Annotated in this window: 13 protein-coding genes; 4 read left to right on the forward strand and 9 right to left on the reverse strand. The window is 38.0% G+C overall.

Annotated elements, in window-relative coordinates:
* Nucleotides 1-7 precede the first annotated feature (7 nt).
* Nucleotides 8-1,216 carry a site-specific integrase gene (locus ACYQ3L_RS18570; RefSeq protein ID WP_379994368.1) on the reverse strand — a complete coding sequence of 403 codons (1,209 nt, stop codon included), beginning with the start codon at nucleotides 1,214-1,216 and terminating at the stop codon, nucleotides 8-10.
* Between the two features lie 28 nt (nucleotides 1,217-1,244).
* Nucleotides 1,245-2,474, reverse strand: a complete 1,230-nt coding sequence (locus ACYQ3L_RS18575; RefSeq protein WP_379994369.1) for a site-specific integrase — start codon at nucleotides 2,472-2,474, stop codon at nucleotides 1,245-1,247.
* A 241-nt stretch (nucleotides 2,475-2,715) separates the two neighbouring features.
* On the opposite strand from ACYQ3L_RS18575, the gene ACYQ3L_RS18580 reads away from it, so the two are divergent.
* On the forward strand, nucleotides 2,716-2,970 hold the full coding sequence (locus tag ACYQ3L_RS18580) for a tyrosine-type recombinase/integrase (protein WP_379994370.1): 255 nt from the start codon (nucleotides 2,716-2,718) through the stop codon (nucleotides 2,968-2,970).
* A 196-nt stretch (nucleotides 2,971-3,166) separates the two neighbouring features.
* Here the strand turns inward: ACYQ3L_RS18580 and ACYQ3L_RS18585 are convergent, their stop codons facing one another.
* The 6 genes from ACYQ3L_RS18585 to ACYQ3L_RS18610 form a co-directional block, all read right to left on the reverse strand.
* Nucleotides 3,167-3,598, reverse strand: coding sequence for a hypothetical protein (locus ACYQ3L_RS18585; protein WP_379994371.1), 432 nt, complete (start codon nucleotides 3,596-3,598; stop codon nucleotides 3,167-3,169).
* A 169-nt stretch (nucleotides 3,599-3,767) separates the two neighbouring features.
* On the reverse strand, nucleotides 3,768-4,211 hold the full coding sequence (locus ACYQ3L_RS18590; protein ID WP_379994372.1) for a hypothetical protein: 444 nt from the start codon (nucleotides 4,209-4,211) through the stop codon (nucleotides 3,768-3,770).
* Between the two features lie 212 nt (nucleotides 4,212-4,423).
* Complete coding sequence (locus ACYQ3L_RS18595) at nucleotides 4,424-5,404, reverse strand: hypothetical protein (protein ID WP_379994373.1); 981 nt, start codon at nucleotides 5,402-5,404, stop codon at nucleotides 4,424-4,426.
* An 18-nt stretch (nucleotides 5,405-5,422) separates the two neighbouring features.
* On the reverse strand, nucleotides 5,423-5,743 hold the full coding sequence (locus tag ACYQ3L_RS18600; protein ID WP_459952451.1) for a helix-turn-helix domain-containing protein: 321 nt from the start codon (nucleotides 5,741-5,743) through the stop codon (nucleotides 5,423-5,425).
* Between the two features lie 8 nt (nucleotides 5,744-5,751).
* Entirely contained in the window at nucleotides 5,752-7,812 is a 2,061-nt protein-coding gene (locus ACYQ3L_RS18605; RefSeq protein ID WP_379994375.1) for a toprim domain-containing protein, read from the reverse strand.
* A complete protein-coding gene (locus ACYQ3L_RS18610) occupies nucleotides 7,796-8,152 on the reverse strand; it encodes a helix-turn-helix domain-containing protein (protein ID WP_379994377.1) in 357 nt (118 codons plus the stop codon). The genes ACYQ3L_RS18605 and ACYQ3L_RS18610 overlap by 17 nt, the downstream gene beginning before the upstream one ends.
* Nucleotides 8,153-8,531: 379 nt before the next feature.
* Here ACYQ3L_RS18610 and ACYQ3L_RS18615 point away from each other — a divergent pair, with 379 nt between their 5' ends.
* The 3 genes from ACYQ3L_RS18615 to proA all read left to right on the forward strand — a co-directional run bounded on the left by ACYQ3L_RS18615 (nucleotide 8,532) and on the right by proA (nucleotide 16,687).
* Nucleotides 8,532-9,356: a type IV toxin-antitoxin system AbiEi family antitoxin domain-containing protein gene (locus ACYQ3L_RS18615; protein ID WP_379994378.1), complete on the forward strand. Its 825-nt coding sequence runs from the start codon at nucleotides 8,532-8,534 to the stop codon at nucleotides 9,354-9,356.
* Nucleotides 9,353-10,150: a nucleotidyl transferase AbiEii/AbiGii toxin family protein gene (locus ACYQ3L_RS18620; protein ID WP_379994379.1), complete on the forward strand. Its 798-nt coding sequence runs from the start codon at nucleotides 9,353-9,355 to the stop codon at nucleotides 10,148-10,150. Before ACYQ3L_RS18615 ends, ACYQ3L_RS18620 begins: the two co-directional genes overlap by 4 nt.
* Nucleotides 10,151-10,885: 735 nt before the next feature.
* Nucleotides 10,886-16,687 (forward strand): anti-phage protein ProA, encoded by a 5,802-nt coding sequence (gene proA, locus ACYQ3L_RS18625; RefSeq protein WP_379994381.1) that lies wholly within the window; start codon nucleotides 10,886-10,888, stop codon nucleotides 16,685-16,687.
* 1 nt (nucleotide 16,688) lies between these two features.
* Here proA and ACYQ3L_RS18630 read toward each other — a convergent pair whose 3' ends face one another.
* On the reverse strand, nucleotides 16,689-17,855 hold the full coding sequence (locus ACYQ3L_RS18630; protein WP_379994382.1) for a retron St85 family RNA-directed DNA polymerase: 1,167 nt from the start codon (nucleotides 17,853-17,855) through the stop codon (nucleotides 16,689-16,691).
* Between the last annotated feature and the right edge of the window lie 215 nt (nucleotides 17,856-18,070).

Consider the following 18,070-nt stretch of genomic DNA (forward strand, 5'->3'; position numbering starts at 1 on the left):
TTTATATTTATATTGCTATTGATTGACTGTTCGTATTCCTGCGTATCAGCAGTTTATCCATATCTGCGGATATTTTTGTGTCTGTTATCCGGGCGTAACCCTGTGTGGTGGAAATGTTCGCATGCCCCATCATTTTGGCAATGCTCTCTATCGAAACACCCGCCGAAATCAACAGGGTTCCGAACGAGTGCCTGCTTTGATGATACGAAAGATTCTCTTTCAATTTCATAGTAATACCGATTTGATTTATATCGTACCAAATCATATCCCGGACAGGCAGCGGAAATACAGGCTTGCTGCCGTCGATAGTGTTATAGAGTGAAAGTATCTGCCCTGCTATCGGGTGCAGGGGAATGAATGCTTCCACGTTTGTCTTTACCCGTTGCTTGCGGATATAGAGCCTGCCCTCCGCCGTTTTTCCAATATGGTGCGGGTAAAGGCGGTGCATGTCCACGTAAGCCAGACCGGTCAGCGATGAAAAGATGAAAGCCCTGCGAACCAGTTCCATCCGTGGTTCAGGCATTGGAGTTTCCATTATCCGCTTTAAATCGTTTTTGCTTATGTAGCGGTGCCTGGCCGGTTCTTTCTTCTCGTATCTTACGTCTTCAAGCGGATTGCTTCTCAATACCTCTTGATCAATGGCAATGTAGATAAGGCGGTTGAGCCAGGTGATGCACTTGTTGATATACCCCGGTTTCCGCTCATGTACTGTTTTCATATAGGTTTTGAACGATTCGCCGAACTCTCCGGTAATATCCGTAAAAGAAATATCCTCCATTCCTCTTGAACGAAGGAACTCCTGCAAGTTCAGTTGTGAGAGTTTGGACTGCCGGTAGGTAGTGGTCGAGTTTATCTCTGTTGAGCGAATCCGCAGGCGTTCTATCTCCACTTCGCCCGCTTTGAGCAGACAAGTCGGAATGGAATTTACCCCGGCAACCGTATTTTTGAGTAGCTCGCTGCTGACTACTCCCTGTTCTTTCAGGATATGCTCATAGGTCTGTTCCAAACGTCGGCGGAAAGCAGTAAGCTGATTGTTATCCCTTTCGGACTTGATGATGCCTTTTTGGGCATTCCAGGCATCGGGCCGGCAATAGATACCTGTTGCGAGCGTGGAACTTTTGCCGTCGATGCTGATCCGGCACATGACGGCTGTCGTGCCATCGGTCTTTACTTTACTCCGGTTAATGTAGAATAATAATTTGAATGTACTTCGCATTGCTGTATAATGTTTAATTGTTAATTGTTTAAAGAACTAATTTCAAATCTTGAGTGGCCTCGATGAACCTGTCCATATCATCGAAAAGTTTCTTCGGAGTTACACGGGCATAGATTTGAGTGGTTTGGATATTGCTGTGTCCGAGCATACGGCTGATAGTTTCTATCGGCACGCCCTCTTCGAGCGTAATAAGGCTTGCAAAGCTGTGCCTCCCTGAATGATAGGTCATTGGCTCTTTTATATCCGCCATAATCCGCAACCCTTTCATGTTGGCTTTTACCATGTCTGCGGATTGCATCGGGAACAGGGTATCCCGATTTTCATCCCTGTATTTTTCGATTAGGGCGATAGCTTCGGGCAATAATTTGATACGCGCCCGGTAGTCCGTTTTCTTCCTTGCATATTTGAGCCAAAGGCTGCCTTCTTCATCCGTAAACAGGTTTTCTTTGGTAATGCGGACTACATCTGCGTAAGCTGTACCCGTGTAACAGGCGAAAAGGAACAAATCCCTCGTGAAACGGGTTGAAGGGCGGTTTCGGGGAATATCCAAATCCCGTATTTTCTCGAAACTCTCCCGGCTTAATGCTTTCGGGGTGGTTTCTTTCTGTTTGGGCAGCTTGTAATGGGCAAAGTGAAACCGCTCGGAAATGCCCTCCTTGAAAGCAATCTTGCAGATTTTCTTTAAAATAGCAAGATAATGGCGGACGGTATCCATCGCATAACCCTGTTCGCCCAAAACAAAATCCTGGTATTCCCGGATGAATTGTTCGTTCAGCTGCCCGAATGCGACATCTTTTGTCTTGAACTTCTTTTTAATGAACTTGCCGAGCGAACGATGCGTGTACACATAAGTGCTTAACGTGGTTGGAGCGCAGTCTATCCCGACACGGGCTTTCAACCCTTCCATGTACCGGTCGAGAAGGGAAAGCAGGGTCATTTGTGCGTCCATGCTTCCCTGATAGAAGACCTTTACTGCCTCTGCATCAAACGGCTTTTTGCGTTCCACGAGGCTGTCGAATGCCGAATGCACCGCCAGCAAAAGTTTCTCAATCTTGGCATTCACTTCGACCGCCTCACGGCTCTTGCCGTCCAGCCTGCTTTCGCGGGGATTCCACAAGCCGGGGGTGCAGGACAGTTTCGTACCGAACTGCGCCATTGACCGGTTTACAGTGATGCGTCCCATAACCGGAGCCTTGCCCGATTTATCCAAACCGCTCTTTTTGAGGTAGAGCAACACCTTGAATTTTTCTACTTTCATACGCTTATATTTTTAGTGGCAAAATTAGCCATTGTACAAGCGTTCTTTGTTATGCAAAAGACTGTCAAACAGCGCAAAAGACACCGATTTGATTTCTTTTGTCCGTACCCTGTTACCTGTCCGTTTTCCGGTAACAACCGGCTAACGGTTTGGTAACTGAAATACTGCGATTTTATGTCCGGTTCTGCATTTTCTGCAAGACGGAAAAATCAATCAAACTTGCTTATTATAAACCGATTGCGTGTCATTTACTCTGTCTTGGGATTGCTTGCTTTTAGAGGGAATTACTCATGTAGCCCGCCACACATTCGCTACGACTATTGCATTGGCCAATGGAGTTCCACTAGAGAGCGTTTCCAAAATGTTGGGACATAGAAGCATAAAAACAACACAAATTTATGCCAAAATATTAGACAAGAAAGTTAGCGAAGATATGGGAAATCTGGCAAGAAGATTGAATGATAAAAAATCTGGCAGAAGCAATCCCTATAAATAATAATGAAATCAGCGTCATAAATTATTCCTTTTCTCTTTAAACTAAAACTTGTGAAATATAGCAATTCTGTTATTATGCCCGTTACTCAAAAAGAGTAACGGGCATATTTATTTGTAATTTATTATTCTAGGAAACAACCTCTTTTTCATAATTGGCTGAAGAAGTCTTTCACTTTCATAGGGGTATAAGCTAAAAGTTACTTTTCTTTTTCATCTATTGCTGTTAAAATAGCTTCCATATTTTCGTCCCCCTTCTTTTTATATTCCTCAAAGAATTGTTGCATTCTTTTGATTACCGGAATATGAATGAAATTAAAGAAGTATTGTTCCTTAAGACTAAGGATGACTCTCTTTTTTATAAAATCGATATAGTCGCATTCAAAGAAGAAAGGCAGATAGATCTTATCAATCTCATTCACTTTTGAATCCACTGTGTATTTTAGGATGATATGCCCTTCATCGGAGCTGGGAGGCATAAACAAGTTTAATTCCGGAAAAAAACATACTTTAAATTCATAAAATATCTCAACATCTGTACAATCGTCAAGAAAGCTAAAGTGTCCGGGCCATCTGCTATGTAAATCTGAAGAAATAAGAGGCATCTGTATTTTCTTGTTAACTCTTTCCATAAGGCTTTATATTAGATTATTATTCCTTATATGACTCCTTGTGCGTACAACAAACGTATTGCACATATCACATTTCTATAATATTTTATGTATCCTATACGTGTCTATCAACTTTTTTATTGACAGAAACATAAAAGCATTTTGATAAACAAATATAAAAAATTCTGTATTATATCTTTACTTTCCTTAGAAAATAAATAAATCCCAACGATATACACAAATCTACAATGCCTATTATTACGAAGAGGAAAAGTAAATCAGCCGTTATGTGGTAATAAATGGTAAGTATTGTAAATAATGTCCGTCCCATAGCATTCATTATAATAATCCCCTTATTGCGAAGTGGATCTCTCGATACGTAGAGTATAATAGCTCCTATCAGAACCAGATCAATGCCTGCCGTATTGATGAATAGTGCGTGGAACGGATCGGTAGGAATTGTGATTAGTGCATTTTCAAATCCACATAAGGAGTTCAGCGTATTCCAGAACTGAAGGTAATGTTCGAAGAGAATCGGAAATATAAATAAACCCGCAGCGATAATATTAAATGAACCGCTAAACCTCAATAATGCTTTAAACTGATTTAAAGTCCTGAATTGTTCTTTCTCCATAATTTTGATATTTATAAATGTAGTTTAGTCAAATGACTAAATAGGATTAAAAAAAATTATAACTTGATGTTGTTTACGATTTTTCTTTTTTGCCAACGTTTTTTTCACCCAATCAAAAAAAATAAACAGAAAAGACATACCCAGACAAATTAGAATAAAAATACCCAATGCTTTAAAAAGCCAATCGACATAAGTGTTTAATAATTCTGGGCTCATGACTGTGTAGTTTTTAATTCAACCCATCCGGCATAACAAACATGAGGACTATTTGATTCAAAGCTTTCATTCAGTAGATTTATTAAATCCTGATCCGCATCTATTAAAATGGAGTAATACTCTAAGTTTCCATTTTCCCGATTGATTTTATCGAAAAGGTATTGCATTCTATCATCTTCCGGTGAGTATTGATCTATTACATTATTACAATAAGGACACATAACAGTCCACCCGTTCTCTTCTAACTCAACATTCTGATAAAATAACAGAGGGGTAATTTTATCATTTGACTTTCTTAATTTAATTACTTCTTGTTTAACCTGTCGGACATATTCTGTCGGTAGTTGGTAAATGGGTATTAACGTATTATAATATTGCCAGAAAGAGTTATCCCATGATGGTAATTGTATTCTTGGAAATACAATACCGCTGACAATGTTTATTTCTTTTCCACATTTAGAGCAAATATCTCTATAGACTTCGATATTCACAGATTGTTTACCTACTATTGGTCCGACAAAACATATTGTATCCGAATAAAATCTTTTCAACATATTGTCGAGACGGAGGTATTTTTCTCCGTCTATTGAAGTTCTCATCGTATCCTTTGAACAGGAAAAACGGATATAATCGGGATGGAATATGTCTGCATTGTCCGAAAAAAAAGTCTGAACGTCATTCTCCGGTTTTGAATTTCCTTCACTGTGGATAATAACTAACTTATCACTGTTTATTCCAATATTATCAATTAGCGAATATATAATATTCTCCATCGCTTCACTGATTTCTACATCAGAAGAAATTGTTAGTATCACAATATGCGACATTCTTATTTCGTGATTTGGCTTGAACCGATATAACATTCCCTCGATCACGTTATTCACAATAATATCTACAGTAAATAGACCCGTATTAGGTGCTAATTGAGGCATAGAATCTATTATTTGTTTATGCACTTTTTCTATAAAATCATTCATTTTTTTTATTTTATATTATTATACTTCTGATACTTCGTTGTCTGAACCGAAAGACATATCCTTTCCAAAGTGTTCCATGATATATTTTTCTACGTCAGATTTTAAATAGTAGTTTTTCTTATTCATTTTATGATAGGGTAGTTTCCCTGAATTGCGTATCCGTTGTAATGTCCGGGGACTTATTTTAAGAATCTCCATTAAATCCTGATTGTCAAGAACAACATCGCCTTTAATCCGTTGATCCGCACGCATTACGGTTACCAGCTTAGCGTTCAGGGCTTCCAAGCTTTCTAAAATGCGTTTCATCCAATCATCAAAATAATTTTTATCTATATACATTTGAATTATCATTTTAATTGACCAAGAATAAATATGCTGTCATTGGAAGGATCTTTAATTATAATCTCTTTCTCTCTCATGAACTTGATATAACTTTTTGCAGTACGCTCACGCACGTCCATAACTTGTTGTAACTCTTCAGCTAACTCCAGATAACTGAGAAATGGTTTTATACGAAAAATACTACGAGCCACATTCAGTAATTCATTTTCTTTACGTTTGTCTTTTTCTTCTTTTGTTTTCTCTCCCAGATAACAATGCATTCCAACTTCTTTATCCCAAGCAAACTGAATCAGAGGCACATCCAGCGGACTGCCGTCACGGACTTTCAAAGCTTTGATTACAGATATATTCGGATCATCGTCCTTTTCTATGGACACAATGGCTGCTGCCTTACGTTGAAGCTCTGAACCAAGATGCCCCCGAAGCTTCAGTCCATTTGGCACGAAGTGAAGAACACAGATAATACAAGTTTTATAAATCCCTGCTAAACGGTATAACTCATCTACAATCCGTAAACTTTCTGTTTCGTCATTGGCTGAACCGATCAAATCCGCTATACCGTCTATAATAACCATATGGATACCACCAAATTCATAGTAATACTTATCCATACTTTGTACAATGGCTTGCAAGCGTTCATTGCGCGACATGCCTGTCAGGCAATAAGCTTTAAAATAGTCAGGTAATCTTTTTTGCTTGCTTCGTTTCAGAATGTTCAATGAATTCTTATACAACTGGACTTCGGATTGCTCGGTATCGTAGAGCAGTAAAGCTTTATTCTTTAAATTGGCATCTACAGATGTTCCGAGACTATCAATCGATTGTATCTTATCTCCAATTGCTCCGGAGATTAAGCTCCCTGCATAGTTACTTTTTCCACTTCCTTCACCTCCTGTAATACAAAGAAGGTTTCCTTGCGTACCCAGAGGTACGTCATTAATAGAAATTATAGTCTTTACACTGGCCGGAGGATTGCTAAAATCTATTTCACAAGATTTTAATACAGCCATTGTTTCGGAGTATAGATTGTCCAGGTGTTCTACAAATAATTGTAAAAAATCTCCCCGCTTATATCCCAACCGAAAATAATCGGTTATATCTTTTTCCTTTTTACTGCCATCCATAGGCAAGAGCAGCCTCTTTACATCGAACTCTCGCAATAACTGATAATGCTTTTGAGAACAGGAAAGACCTGTTTTATCTACATCATACAGTATTACAATATGTTTGAAGCGATAAACCAGTTTGTGTATTATTCTTTTGGGGATATTAGACGATTCACTATTGAAACATATTGCATGAAACCCATGCGTAGCCAAAGTAAGCACATCCCTTTCTCCTCCAGTTATAAAAAGGACATCGCCCTTAGCCGGAAGTTGCTCCAATCCGAAGCAATAGTATTCTTCCGGTTCCCCTGCATACATAAAGCGAGGATTGGAAAATGGACGATAGAGTTTAATCCTGCTTTTGCCTAAATAAGCGAATATTGGTTCATCAGTTGTTGATTCAATTGAAAATGGTTTATCATTGTTGTTTTTAGATGAAAAATCCATCAAAGAGATAACCTTGTACTGTTTTAACACATCGTGTGTAATACCCGATTGGTTCCAAAAGTTTAGCTCTTTGGTAGAGAATTCTTTCCGTGTAATTTTATAAGGTTTTACTTGTTGTTGGATAAGTGGTGGCTCCGGATCATTCTTTTTAGGTGGAGATATTGATTTCGATGACTGTGTTTGAATATTTGCTTTATCCCTCTCGTCTAAACTTAGATTTAAATCACGGTTGATGATCGAAAGAATTTCAATAAAGCCACTAGCACTCTTGCAATCCAGTCTATGTATATTCCCGACAAGGGCAAAACAATCTCCACTGTATGTATCATCGCCGAAATCTTTCATCCGGTAATATTGCTTATGACGGTCATAGAAGATATTACATGACGCTTTCGAGTCTTTATAGAGTGGATTTAAAAAATTTCTTCCAATCCGGAACTCAACATTCAGATAATAGCGGAATACATCTAGACCGCCATTTGTACGGGAAAGAATCTCATTTTTGTTTAGCATACAGCAGGAAATTTTTTCGGAATTCAGCAATCGTTTCAGGAGTACATCTTATCAATCTGTTTCTCAATGCCGTTTCAATATCTGAAACCTGATAATAGCATTTTCCCCCCAATAAACTAAAACTGATAAGATTCTTCGATCTCAACCGTTGTAATGTACGGGTACTAATTTTCAATAGCTCCGCTACTTCAAAGTTATCGAGCCATCTATTATCTATACTATCATCTCCTTTCGATTGGGATGGTGGGACTGTCTCTTTTTGAGTTACATACTGGGCTATACGGTCTATTTTATCAGCCAAATCTTTGTATGCTTTGCTTTCAAATGTTATTACTTCCATAGCGTTATATTTTAATCTGCTACAAAAGTCAGGAATGTAGAAAATTGAATTGCACCACTGTATATACACCCGTGTATGATTTTTATTTGCTTATATTGGTTTTCAGTAAGTTACTGTTTGATATTTAGAAAAATAGGTTTAAAAGACACGGGGTGACATCTCCGTTTGATTATATGTTATTGATATTTAGATGTATATAAGGTGTGGCTCATTTACTACATAATTATTTTTGTCTCATTACGACTGAATTATTTAATAGGCAGTTATTATATTTTAATATTTTTATTATCTTTGAAGCTACAAAATAGGTAGTGTTTGAGATATAAAACGTAAATAATCATACTTTTCATATCCTAAATACTATGCAAAATATAGCAATATGGATATAAAACATAAACGTATAACGAGTAAAGCCGGAGAAATTCTGACCAGATTCAATGTTATGGACAAGAGCTGGTTCACATATGATGATGTCATCAAAATGTTTCCTCAAACCGAAATAAAAACCATTCGCCAACAAATATTAAGGATGGTCAATGAGGGTTTACTGCTAAGAGTGAAAGAGGGCATCTTTTACATCATTCCTTATGAGCAGGATTCTTTAAGCTATATGCCTGACTGGCATTTATTAGCCGAACCGTTGGCGGGAAAACATTATTACATCGGATATTATTCGGCTTTGCAGATACATAATCTCATAACTCAGCCGTCTCTCAAAGAGCAAATAGTTGTGAACAGCCAAATAAAACCATCTATTATTGAAATCAGAGGAGTTAAATTCCAATTTATATATCATAATTCTAAACATTTTTTCGGATACAAAAAGACCTGGATAGACAGCTTCAATAAAGTATTATGCAGTGATCTGGAAAAGACAATTATAGATTGTCTTCATAAACCGGATTATGCCGGAGGGATTGTAGAAATTGCTAAAGCGATTTATATAGCAAAAGATAAATTAAAGTATGACCAGTTACTGAATTATATTGTTAAATTCGGATCGCAATCTGTACCGAAGCGTCTTGGTTATATTTTAGAACTTTTGGGAATCAATGCTCCTTGCATAGAGGAACTAAACAAGATACTGACTGATTCAATTGCAATTTTGGATACCACAACACCCAAAGAAGGAGCAATAAATACAAGGTGGAGAATACAGCAGAACGTAGATTTAGAAACAATTAAATCGGTTATATATACATGATAAAACAAGCGGAAATACAAAAAGTAGCATGGGAAGCGGGAGTCAGAGATACCCAGATAGAGAAAGACTATGTTCTTACCTGGATATTATACGGGATATCCCAACATGAATTATTATCTGAAGTCCTGACATTTAAAGGAGGAACAGTCCTTAAAAAATTCTATTTCGAGGATTACCGTTTTTCCGAAGACCTTGATTTTACCTTACTCGATGAAGGCAAAACAAACGAGGATATACAGACTGCCTTTCAGGAAGTGTTTGATTTTATTAAGGATGAAGCCAATATAGATTTATCTATGGATGATTTTGGCGAGCATCAAACAGGCAACATCAACTTTTTTATCAATTATATAGGGCCATTAGGCGGCAGAGGAAAGCAGGTAAAAGTTGACATATCCCGAAATGAATTATTAAAATTCGATCTGGAGGAAAAACAAATGATAGAGGTGTATTCTGATCAGGAAGAATGTTCTTTGAAATGCTACTCATTAAATGAGGTTATGACTGAAAAAATGAGATCGCTTTTGTCAAGAGTACAACCAAGAGATTTTTATGACCTATGGTTTCTTTCAGAAAATGAAGGTCTTGAAATGGCTGATTTATTATCTGAATATCAGGAAAAAGCCACTTTTAAAGATTTGAAGCCTGATACTATTAGAAAAAGGTTAGAAAAAATACTTCCTGCTTTTGAAAAACAGTGGGAAACTTCAATGTCGGATCAGATTCAGGACTTACCACCTTTCAAGCAAGTTGAACGGGAGTTAGGGAGGCATTTCCGAAAATTCTTAGATTAGTTAGTGCAAGGTGCAGGCATCTTTATAAAGATGCCTGCACCTTGCACTATTAGCTAAAATATTTACAACCAAACATTTGGTGAAGTAAAAAATAATGTTTAGATTTGAACCTGTATTGTTTGGTACGCAAAACATAGACAGTATAGACAAAAAGGCGTTTTTGTCGATTGCAAACGGTATTGTTTACTTTAAATTCGTAACTATCTGATAAGCAGATGGTAATATATTTTAAAATTAAACAAATTCCGAGCAATTTAAAGGGTTAGACGTAATGTGTTGATAATCAGATTATTGCGCACCTGGTTTTTAAATCGTTACCTAACCGTTACCATAGCTACAAAGGCTTTTTGTTTCCGACTGGAAAACAATAAGTTATGAGATAAAATCCGGATCTCAACCGGATCACTTGGATAGTCAATAAAATAGCTGCAAACAAATCGTTTGTAGCTATTTTTCATTTTATACTTGCATAACATCTGCACAACGCCTCTATTTTTTTACTTCTGTGAGCTTTTCCGCTACCATCTTATTGTTTTGAAAAAAGTTAATTTAAATTTAGTGGAAATTGGAGCTATCTCACATGTCGAAGATACGAAGGAACGGGTAATTACGGAGATTCACGTGGTAAAGTCTGTAAATAGTAGAAGTTATGTGAATATTGCAGGATAGATTATTATCTTTAAACCTTGTAAAAAAAAGTATTTCAAACTAATTATAACAAGGAGCTCTCTAGTTATGGAAAACGAGCAAAGTAAACTTAATATTGAATTTTCTTATCTGCCTGTTGTAAACTTTGCCATACAGCAAAATCGGGTATCTGTTATACGGGATTTTTCGATAGAAAACCAGACGGAAGAAGTCCTCAAGGACTTGAAGATAGAACTGACGGTAGATCCCGAATTCACGACAATGATTCCTATATCCATAGAAGCAATCAATCCAAAAGAAAAGATCAGAGTAGAAACACCTAAGTTAAATCTCTCAGCCAATTACTTTGCCCAGCTTACAGAACGAATATCCGGAGATCTATCTCTGAAAATATATTCAAAAGGAGAACTCCTGTTTGAAGAAAAATACCCTATCAATGTTTTGGCTTATGATCAATGGGGAGGTATTGCCATCTTACCGGAAATGCTGTCTGCATTCGTTACACCGAATCATCCCGCAACACTACCTATAATCAAACGGGCCGCGACTATTCTAGAACACTGGACAGATAACCCGTCATTAGACGAATATCAAAGCCGCAATCCCGATAGAGTACAAAAGCAAATGGCTGCCATATACACAGCCATTGCCGAACAGGAAATTATATACAGCACTGTTCCGGCTAGTTTTGAAGACTACGGACAGCGAATCCGGCTTGTAGATTCAGTGATGACTCAAAAACTGGGTACTTGCCTTGACATGGCTTTACTATATGCCTCATGCTTGGAAGCAATCGGGATACACCCGCTTATTATCGTGGTTAACGGACATGCATTCGCCGGAGGCTGGCTTGTTCCGGAAACATCTCCCGACAGTATTATTGAGGATGTATCTCTAATTAATAAGAGAAAAGCTGATGGTATTAATGATATCACTCTCGTTGAGACTACCTGTATGAATATGGGGCAAAATGTCGATTTCGATCAGGCTGTAAAAATTGCCAATAAACGTATTTCACAACCCGATTTCATATTGGCTGTAGATATAAAAAGAGCCCGCTTCTCCGGAATCAAACCAATTCCGCAACGAATATTGAACGGGCAGCATTGGGAAGTAAAGGAAGAAGTATCGTCCGCTTTAGATAGGTCGCAGGCAACGCCACAAACTATAAATCCTTATGATTTGTCAGGTATAAGTTCAGAAATTGTTCTTACCAAGCAGTTATTGTGGGAACGCAAACTCCTCGATTTAAGCTTGCGGAATAACCTTCTGAATATAAGGATTACAAAGAATACATTGCAGCTCATTTCTGCTAATCTCGATTTATTCGAAGATGCGCTGGCCGATGGTGATGAGTTCAGAATAATGCATAAGCCCACTGATTGGGACAATCCATTGTTCGATTATGGATTATATAAATCAGTTTCAGAAGCCGACCCTATAACAGATCTTATAAAATCGGAATTGACACAAAAGCGGCTTCGTTCCTATCTGACTGAAAACGAACTAGGCAAAGCCCTTACATACTTGTACCGTTCGTCACGTACAGCCTTGGAGGAAAATGGCGCTAACACATTGTACATAGCCTTAGGCTTATTGAAATGGTACGAGACTAAATCGAGCGAACGCCCCCGCTATGCGCCAATAATGCTTATCCCTGTCGAAATAATAAGAAAATCGGCAGCCAAAGGATATGTGATACGTTCGCGAGAAGAAGAAACAATGATGAATATTACATTGTTGGAGATGCTTCGCCAGAATTTCAATATCACTATCTCGGGATTAGACCCTTTGCCAGTGGATGATAGCGGAGTAAATGTTAAGCTCATTTACACAATTATCCGAAACAGTATAAAAAACCAGCCGAAATGGGACGTGGAAGAACAAGCTATTTTGGGGCTATTCTCATTCAATAAGTTTATCATGTGGAACGATATCCACAATAACTCTCATAAACTTATTGAAAACAATGTAGTTTCCAGCCTCATGAACGGTAAAATAGAATGGAACGTTGAGGAGTGTGAAGTGGATGCTAAAACACTGGATAGCACAATTCCTCCCGACGAGATTGTTTTGCCTATCAGTGCCGACTCTTCACAGTTGGAGGCCATCTGGGAAGCATCCGAAGGGCGAAATTTTATATTACACGGCCCTCCCGGAACTGGAAAGTCGCAAACAATAACGAATCTCATAGCTAATGCTTTATATAAAGGTAAACGAGTTTTATTTGTTGCTGAAAAGATGGCTGCATTATCGGTAGTTCAACGCCGTCTTGAAGCTATAGGCTTAGCACCCTTTTGTTTGGAATTACACTCTAACAAGACAAAAAAAGGGATGATCCTTTCGCAGCTAAAAGAAACAACTGAGATTGTAAAGACTACTCCTCCTGAAAATTTTAAGCAGGAAGCTGAGCGTATTTTTGCCTTACGTACCGAAATGAATAAGTATATCGAGGCTTTACATAAAGTATATCCGTTTGGTGTATCACTTTATGATTCTATTGTAAAATTTCAGCAAATAGATGTTGCTCCTCTGTTTAATATTCCGGAAGAACTTTTGTCTGAACTGGATAAAAACAGACTTCAACAATGGAACGAAACATTAGAGCAGCTAATATCCACAGCCAACGCTTGCGGGCATCCATATAAACATCCCTTGGCCGGTATTACCATTGGGCAATATTCGTCTACAATTAAAGATGAAGCGTCAAAAAGCATCCAAGGTCTGATCAGTGTTATATCTGATATTCGGAAGCAACTGGATCAATTACCAGATTTATTTACCGAATTTGAAGTCTACAAGGATAAGAAGAATACAAGAACTGTAACAAATATAATAGATAAGTTATTAAATATCCCGGAACTTACTTCTGCGTTACTTATATCACCTCAACTGAACGAGACGTTAGATGAATACAAGGATGTATGCGAACATGGAAAAAATAGAGATCACCTGAAACAAAGTTTACTTTCCCGGTTTTCGGAAGGAGTATTATCTGTTGATGCGAAAAAAATGCTGTTCGACTGGAATCAGACCTTAAATAAATGGTTTATCCCTAGATTTTTCGAACAACGATCTATAAGGAAACAACTTATAATACATGCAACCTGTCAATTAAGCAAGGATCAAATATCTTCGACCTTAGAGGATATAATAGAATTCCAATCGGAACAGGGCTATTTGAAAAAATATGAGGACGATATGCCTGTGTATTTTAAGAAGTATGGACGTAATGGTAGCGAAGATTGGAAAACAATAGAACAGATCATTACGGATACTTCAGCTATTAACTCATTAATACTGGAACACACAAAGGATATATCCAAAGCCACGAATATCAAGCGTGTATTATCGCTGCAGCTATCAGATGGGATTAGTACGTTCAGGGGAATGCATGGCGGAGCACTGATCACACTAAATAATCTTATACCAAAACTGGATCAACAAGAAAAAGTGTTATATAATGTACTGGGTACGAGTGAAGATATTTTGTATAAGCAATCCGGCAACTGGATAGAATCTTCTTTGAGACAACTTGATATTTGGTCGGAGAATTTGGATAAGCTCAAAGACTGGTATCAATGGTTACTCGTCAACAATAAAATGCAAACTTTGCAAATAGGTTTTATTGCCGACCAGTACAAAGATGATAACATTGAGACAAACAAGGTTCTAAATATATTCTATAAAAGCTTTTACAAAGCTGTAATCGAATATATTATCTCCAAAGAGCCAAATCTGCAACTGTTCAAGGGGAAGATCTTCAATGATACGATAGAAAAATATAAGAGGCTGGTTGCAGATTTTGAGCAATTAACCCGGAAAGAGCTGGTTGCCAAGCTAGCGGCTAATCTTCCGTCTTTTACAAGAGAAGCTACTCAAAACTCGGAAGTCGGTATTCTGCAACGAAACATCCGGAATAATGCCCGTGGTATTTCTATCCGCAGATTGTTCGACCTTATTCCGACCCTGTTACCAAGAATGTGCCCCTGTATGTTGATGAGCCCTATATCTGTTGCTCAATATATAGATGTGGATGCAGATAAATTTGATCTTATAGTCTTTGACGAAGCATCGCAAATGCCGACTTATGAGGCCGTGGGAGCTATTGCCAGAGGAAAAAATGTAGTGATAGTCGGTGACCCGAAACAGATGCCTCCAACCAATTTCTTTTCTGTAAATTCCACGGATGAAGATAATATAGAAATGGAAGATCTGGAAAGTATTCTGGATGATTGCCTGGCCCTTTCTATGCCATCCAAATATTTACTCTGGCATTATCGGAGTAAACACGAAAGTTTGATTGCTTTCAGCAATTCGGAGTATTATGATAATAAGCTTCTTACATTCCCTTCGCCTGACAATATCGAATCTAAAGTCAGATTTATCCCTGTCGACGGGCATTATGACAAAGGTAAATCCCGGCAGAATAAAGCGGAAGCACAGGCTATAGTTGATGAAATAGTAAGAAGACTGGAAGATGAAAAACTAAGAAAAAGGAGTATCGGAGTTGTTACGTTCAGTTCGGTACAGCAATCTCTTATCGAGGATTTACTGTCTGATGTATTTATGTTCAATCCTCAGTTGGAGAGTCTGGCATTGGAATGCGAAGAACCTATATTCATAAAGAATCTGGAAAATGTACAAGGAGACGAAAGGGATGTCATTCTTTTTTCGGTGGGCTATGGTCCGGATAAAGAAGGTAGGATAAGTATGAACTTCGGTCCACTCAACAGAGAAGGAGGTGAACGCAGGCTAAATGTAGCCGTATCAAGAGCCAGATATGAAATGGTTATATATTCGACTCTACGCTCCGATCAAATTGACCTTAACCGGACAGGTGCTGTCGGCGTTGCGGGACTAAAACGATTCTTAGAATACGCCGAAAAAGGGGGGCAAATTGCAAATAGAATACAAAATACAGTTGCTGAGTATTCAATAAACAACCTGATAGCTGACAAACTCGAAAAATTAGGCTACAAAGTCGATACGAATATCGGTTGTTCGGGCTATAGAATAGATATTGGTATTGTAGATAAGGATAATCCGTCCAGATATAAGCTAGGTATTATATGTGACGGAGAGAATTACAGGCGGGCTAAAATGGTTCGGGATAGGGAAATCGTACAGAATGGTGTACTGAGAATGCTTGGTTGGAAAATACTTAAAATATGGACTTTAGACTGGTGGGAGAATCCCAGTGCAGTTTTGGCGACTATAGAGGAAGCTTTGATAGCCAAAGAAACAGATATTGTTGATATAGAAGTTATAACTTCACAAAAAAGTGTAGAGACGGAAGGTGAAACAACAATGGATATATCATCTCCGGCCGAAGTTGCTGAGAATAATATATCATCCTACCAGATATCAGCATTAATGCCTTCACCATATAGCAGCGAAGAATTCTTCTATCCGGGGCACAGAGGAATCATACTGAATCAGATTAAAGAAGTTATTGAGACAGAAGCGCCCATAAGCAAATCTTTACTTTGTAAAAGGGTGCTTGCGGCATGGGGCATTTCAAGATTAGGACAGCGTTTAGAGGGTTATATCAATGACTTGTTGATGTTAAGCGATTTTTATGTCTCACATCACGAGGATTCGTCCTTCTATTGGTTGGATGAAGAGCAATATTTGCAGTACGATCTTTTCCGAACAGGATTGAGAGAGGCTGTCGATCTTCCTCCCGAAGAAGTTGCCAATGCGATGAAGTATGTATTGACCGATGAGATCAGTTTGCCAACAACAGACCTATCCAGACTATCGGCTCAGCTCTTGGGTTTTGCCCGGGGCGGATCGAATGTTGATGCAGCAATGCATCGGGGGATAGCCAGGGCCATAGCTAAGAACTATTTGAAAGTAGAAAATGGACGTGCGGTAATAATATAGTCTATTTCTTTTTTAAGGTTGCAATAGACTTTTTTACATATTCATTATCCGGTTCTACCATGAGCCAGAAGTTGAGATAGCCCATTAACCGTTTCATATAAGAGGGATCGGTTGAGCCAACAAACCGCTGATGCTCGACCAGACCTCTTGTTAAAATATAATGGACATTTTTCCTTATTTCGCGCTTCTTTGCTTTGGGAATCATCAGCTTTTCGCCTGAACTAACGGAAATACCGGTAACGATCTTTCGCTTCTTTTCGGTCAGGAAGCGGGTCTTTTTTCGTTGTAATATAAATTTTTCTTCCCTTATTATACGATCAATTTCGGATAGGGTAAGTTCAAAAGAGATATCTTCTCCTGAGAAAGTTAAATCATCTGCATAGCGGGTATATGTCAGATTGTTTTCCTGGGCAACAGAAGCCAGTTTCACATCCATATCATATGCAATAATATTGCTAAGGGCAGGGCTGGTTACCGCCCCTTGAGGAAGTTTACCTTCAAGAGTACATAATTCTGCCAGTACTTGCGATATATTGACCGGATACCCGATCTTTTCAAAGGCCTTTATTATTCTATACTTTTTTATTGACCCGAAAAAATCGACGATATCGGCTTTTAATATCTGTTCATTTCCTAAATGGGCTTTTGCATTATGCGTAACAGAGATGTTTTGACGAAATCCCATACTTGCAGGATGCACATTTACGGAGAGCAATATCCGTTTATAGATTATTTTTTGGAGATTCAGCAAGGTTGCATTTGGTGCCGATATTGTACGATAACCTCCACTTCTTTTACTCAGTTTGAAATGAGAGTAATGTTCAGAAGTATCTCTCAATATCCCGATCAAAGTATTTTTATCAATAATTAAAAAGTTTGCACACCAGGTTATCGCTCCATCATCAAAAGGTAAAGGTTCGGAAAATATACGGGCGAAAATGCTTTGCCTTTTGGCTCTTTTTTCGGTATTGCTTTTCTTTTTTGATAAAAATGAGAAAATAGATTTTTTGTTATTATCCTTTCTCGCCTCTCCTCTATCGTAGTTATCTGCGTTACGGTTATAGTCACTTGTATTCCTGTTATAGTCGTCTTTACTTCCTGTGTTGAAAAATTTGTAAAGCAACCATAATCCCAAAGCTATAATAAGTATGACTAAAATTATATTCATCGTTTAAATAAAAAGAGGATGAGTGTTTACTTTCAGTAATACTTTGATTTATACCTAAGAATCTGAAAGGTTCAGGTAATAAATCAAAGTATTACTGAATCTCAGAAAAGGCATGAACCAACGAGGCGACTACACCTCTTTCTTGCTAAATCTTTTACTCATCCTCTTTACAAAAATAATTATTTTTGTAAGATATTAGTTGCAATGGATAGAAA

The organism is Dysgonomonas termitidis (genome assembly GCF_054657735.1).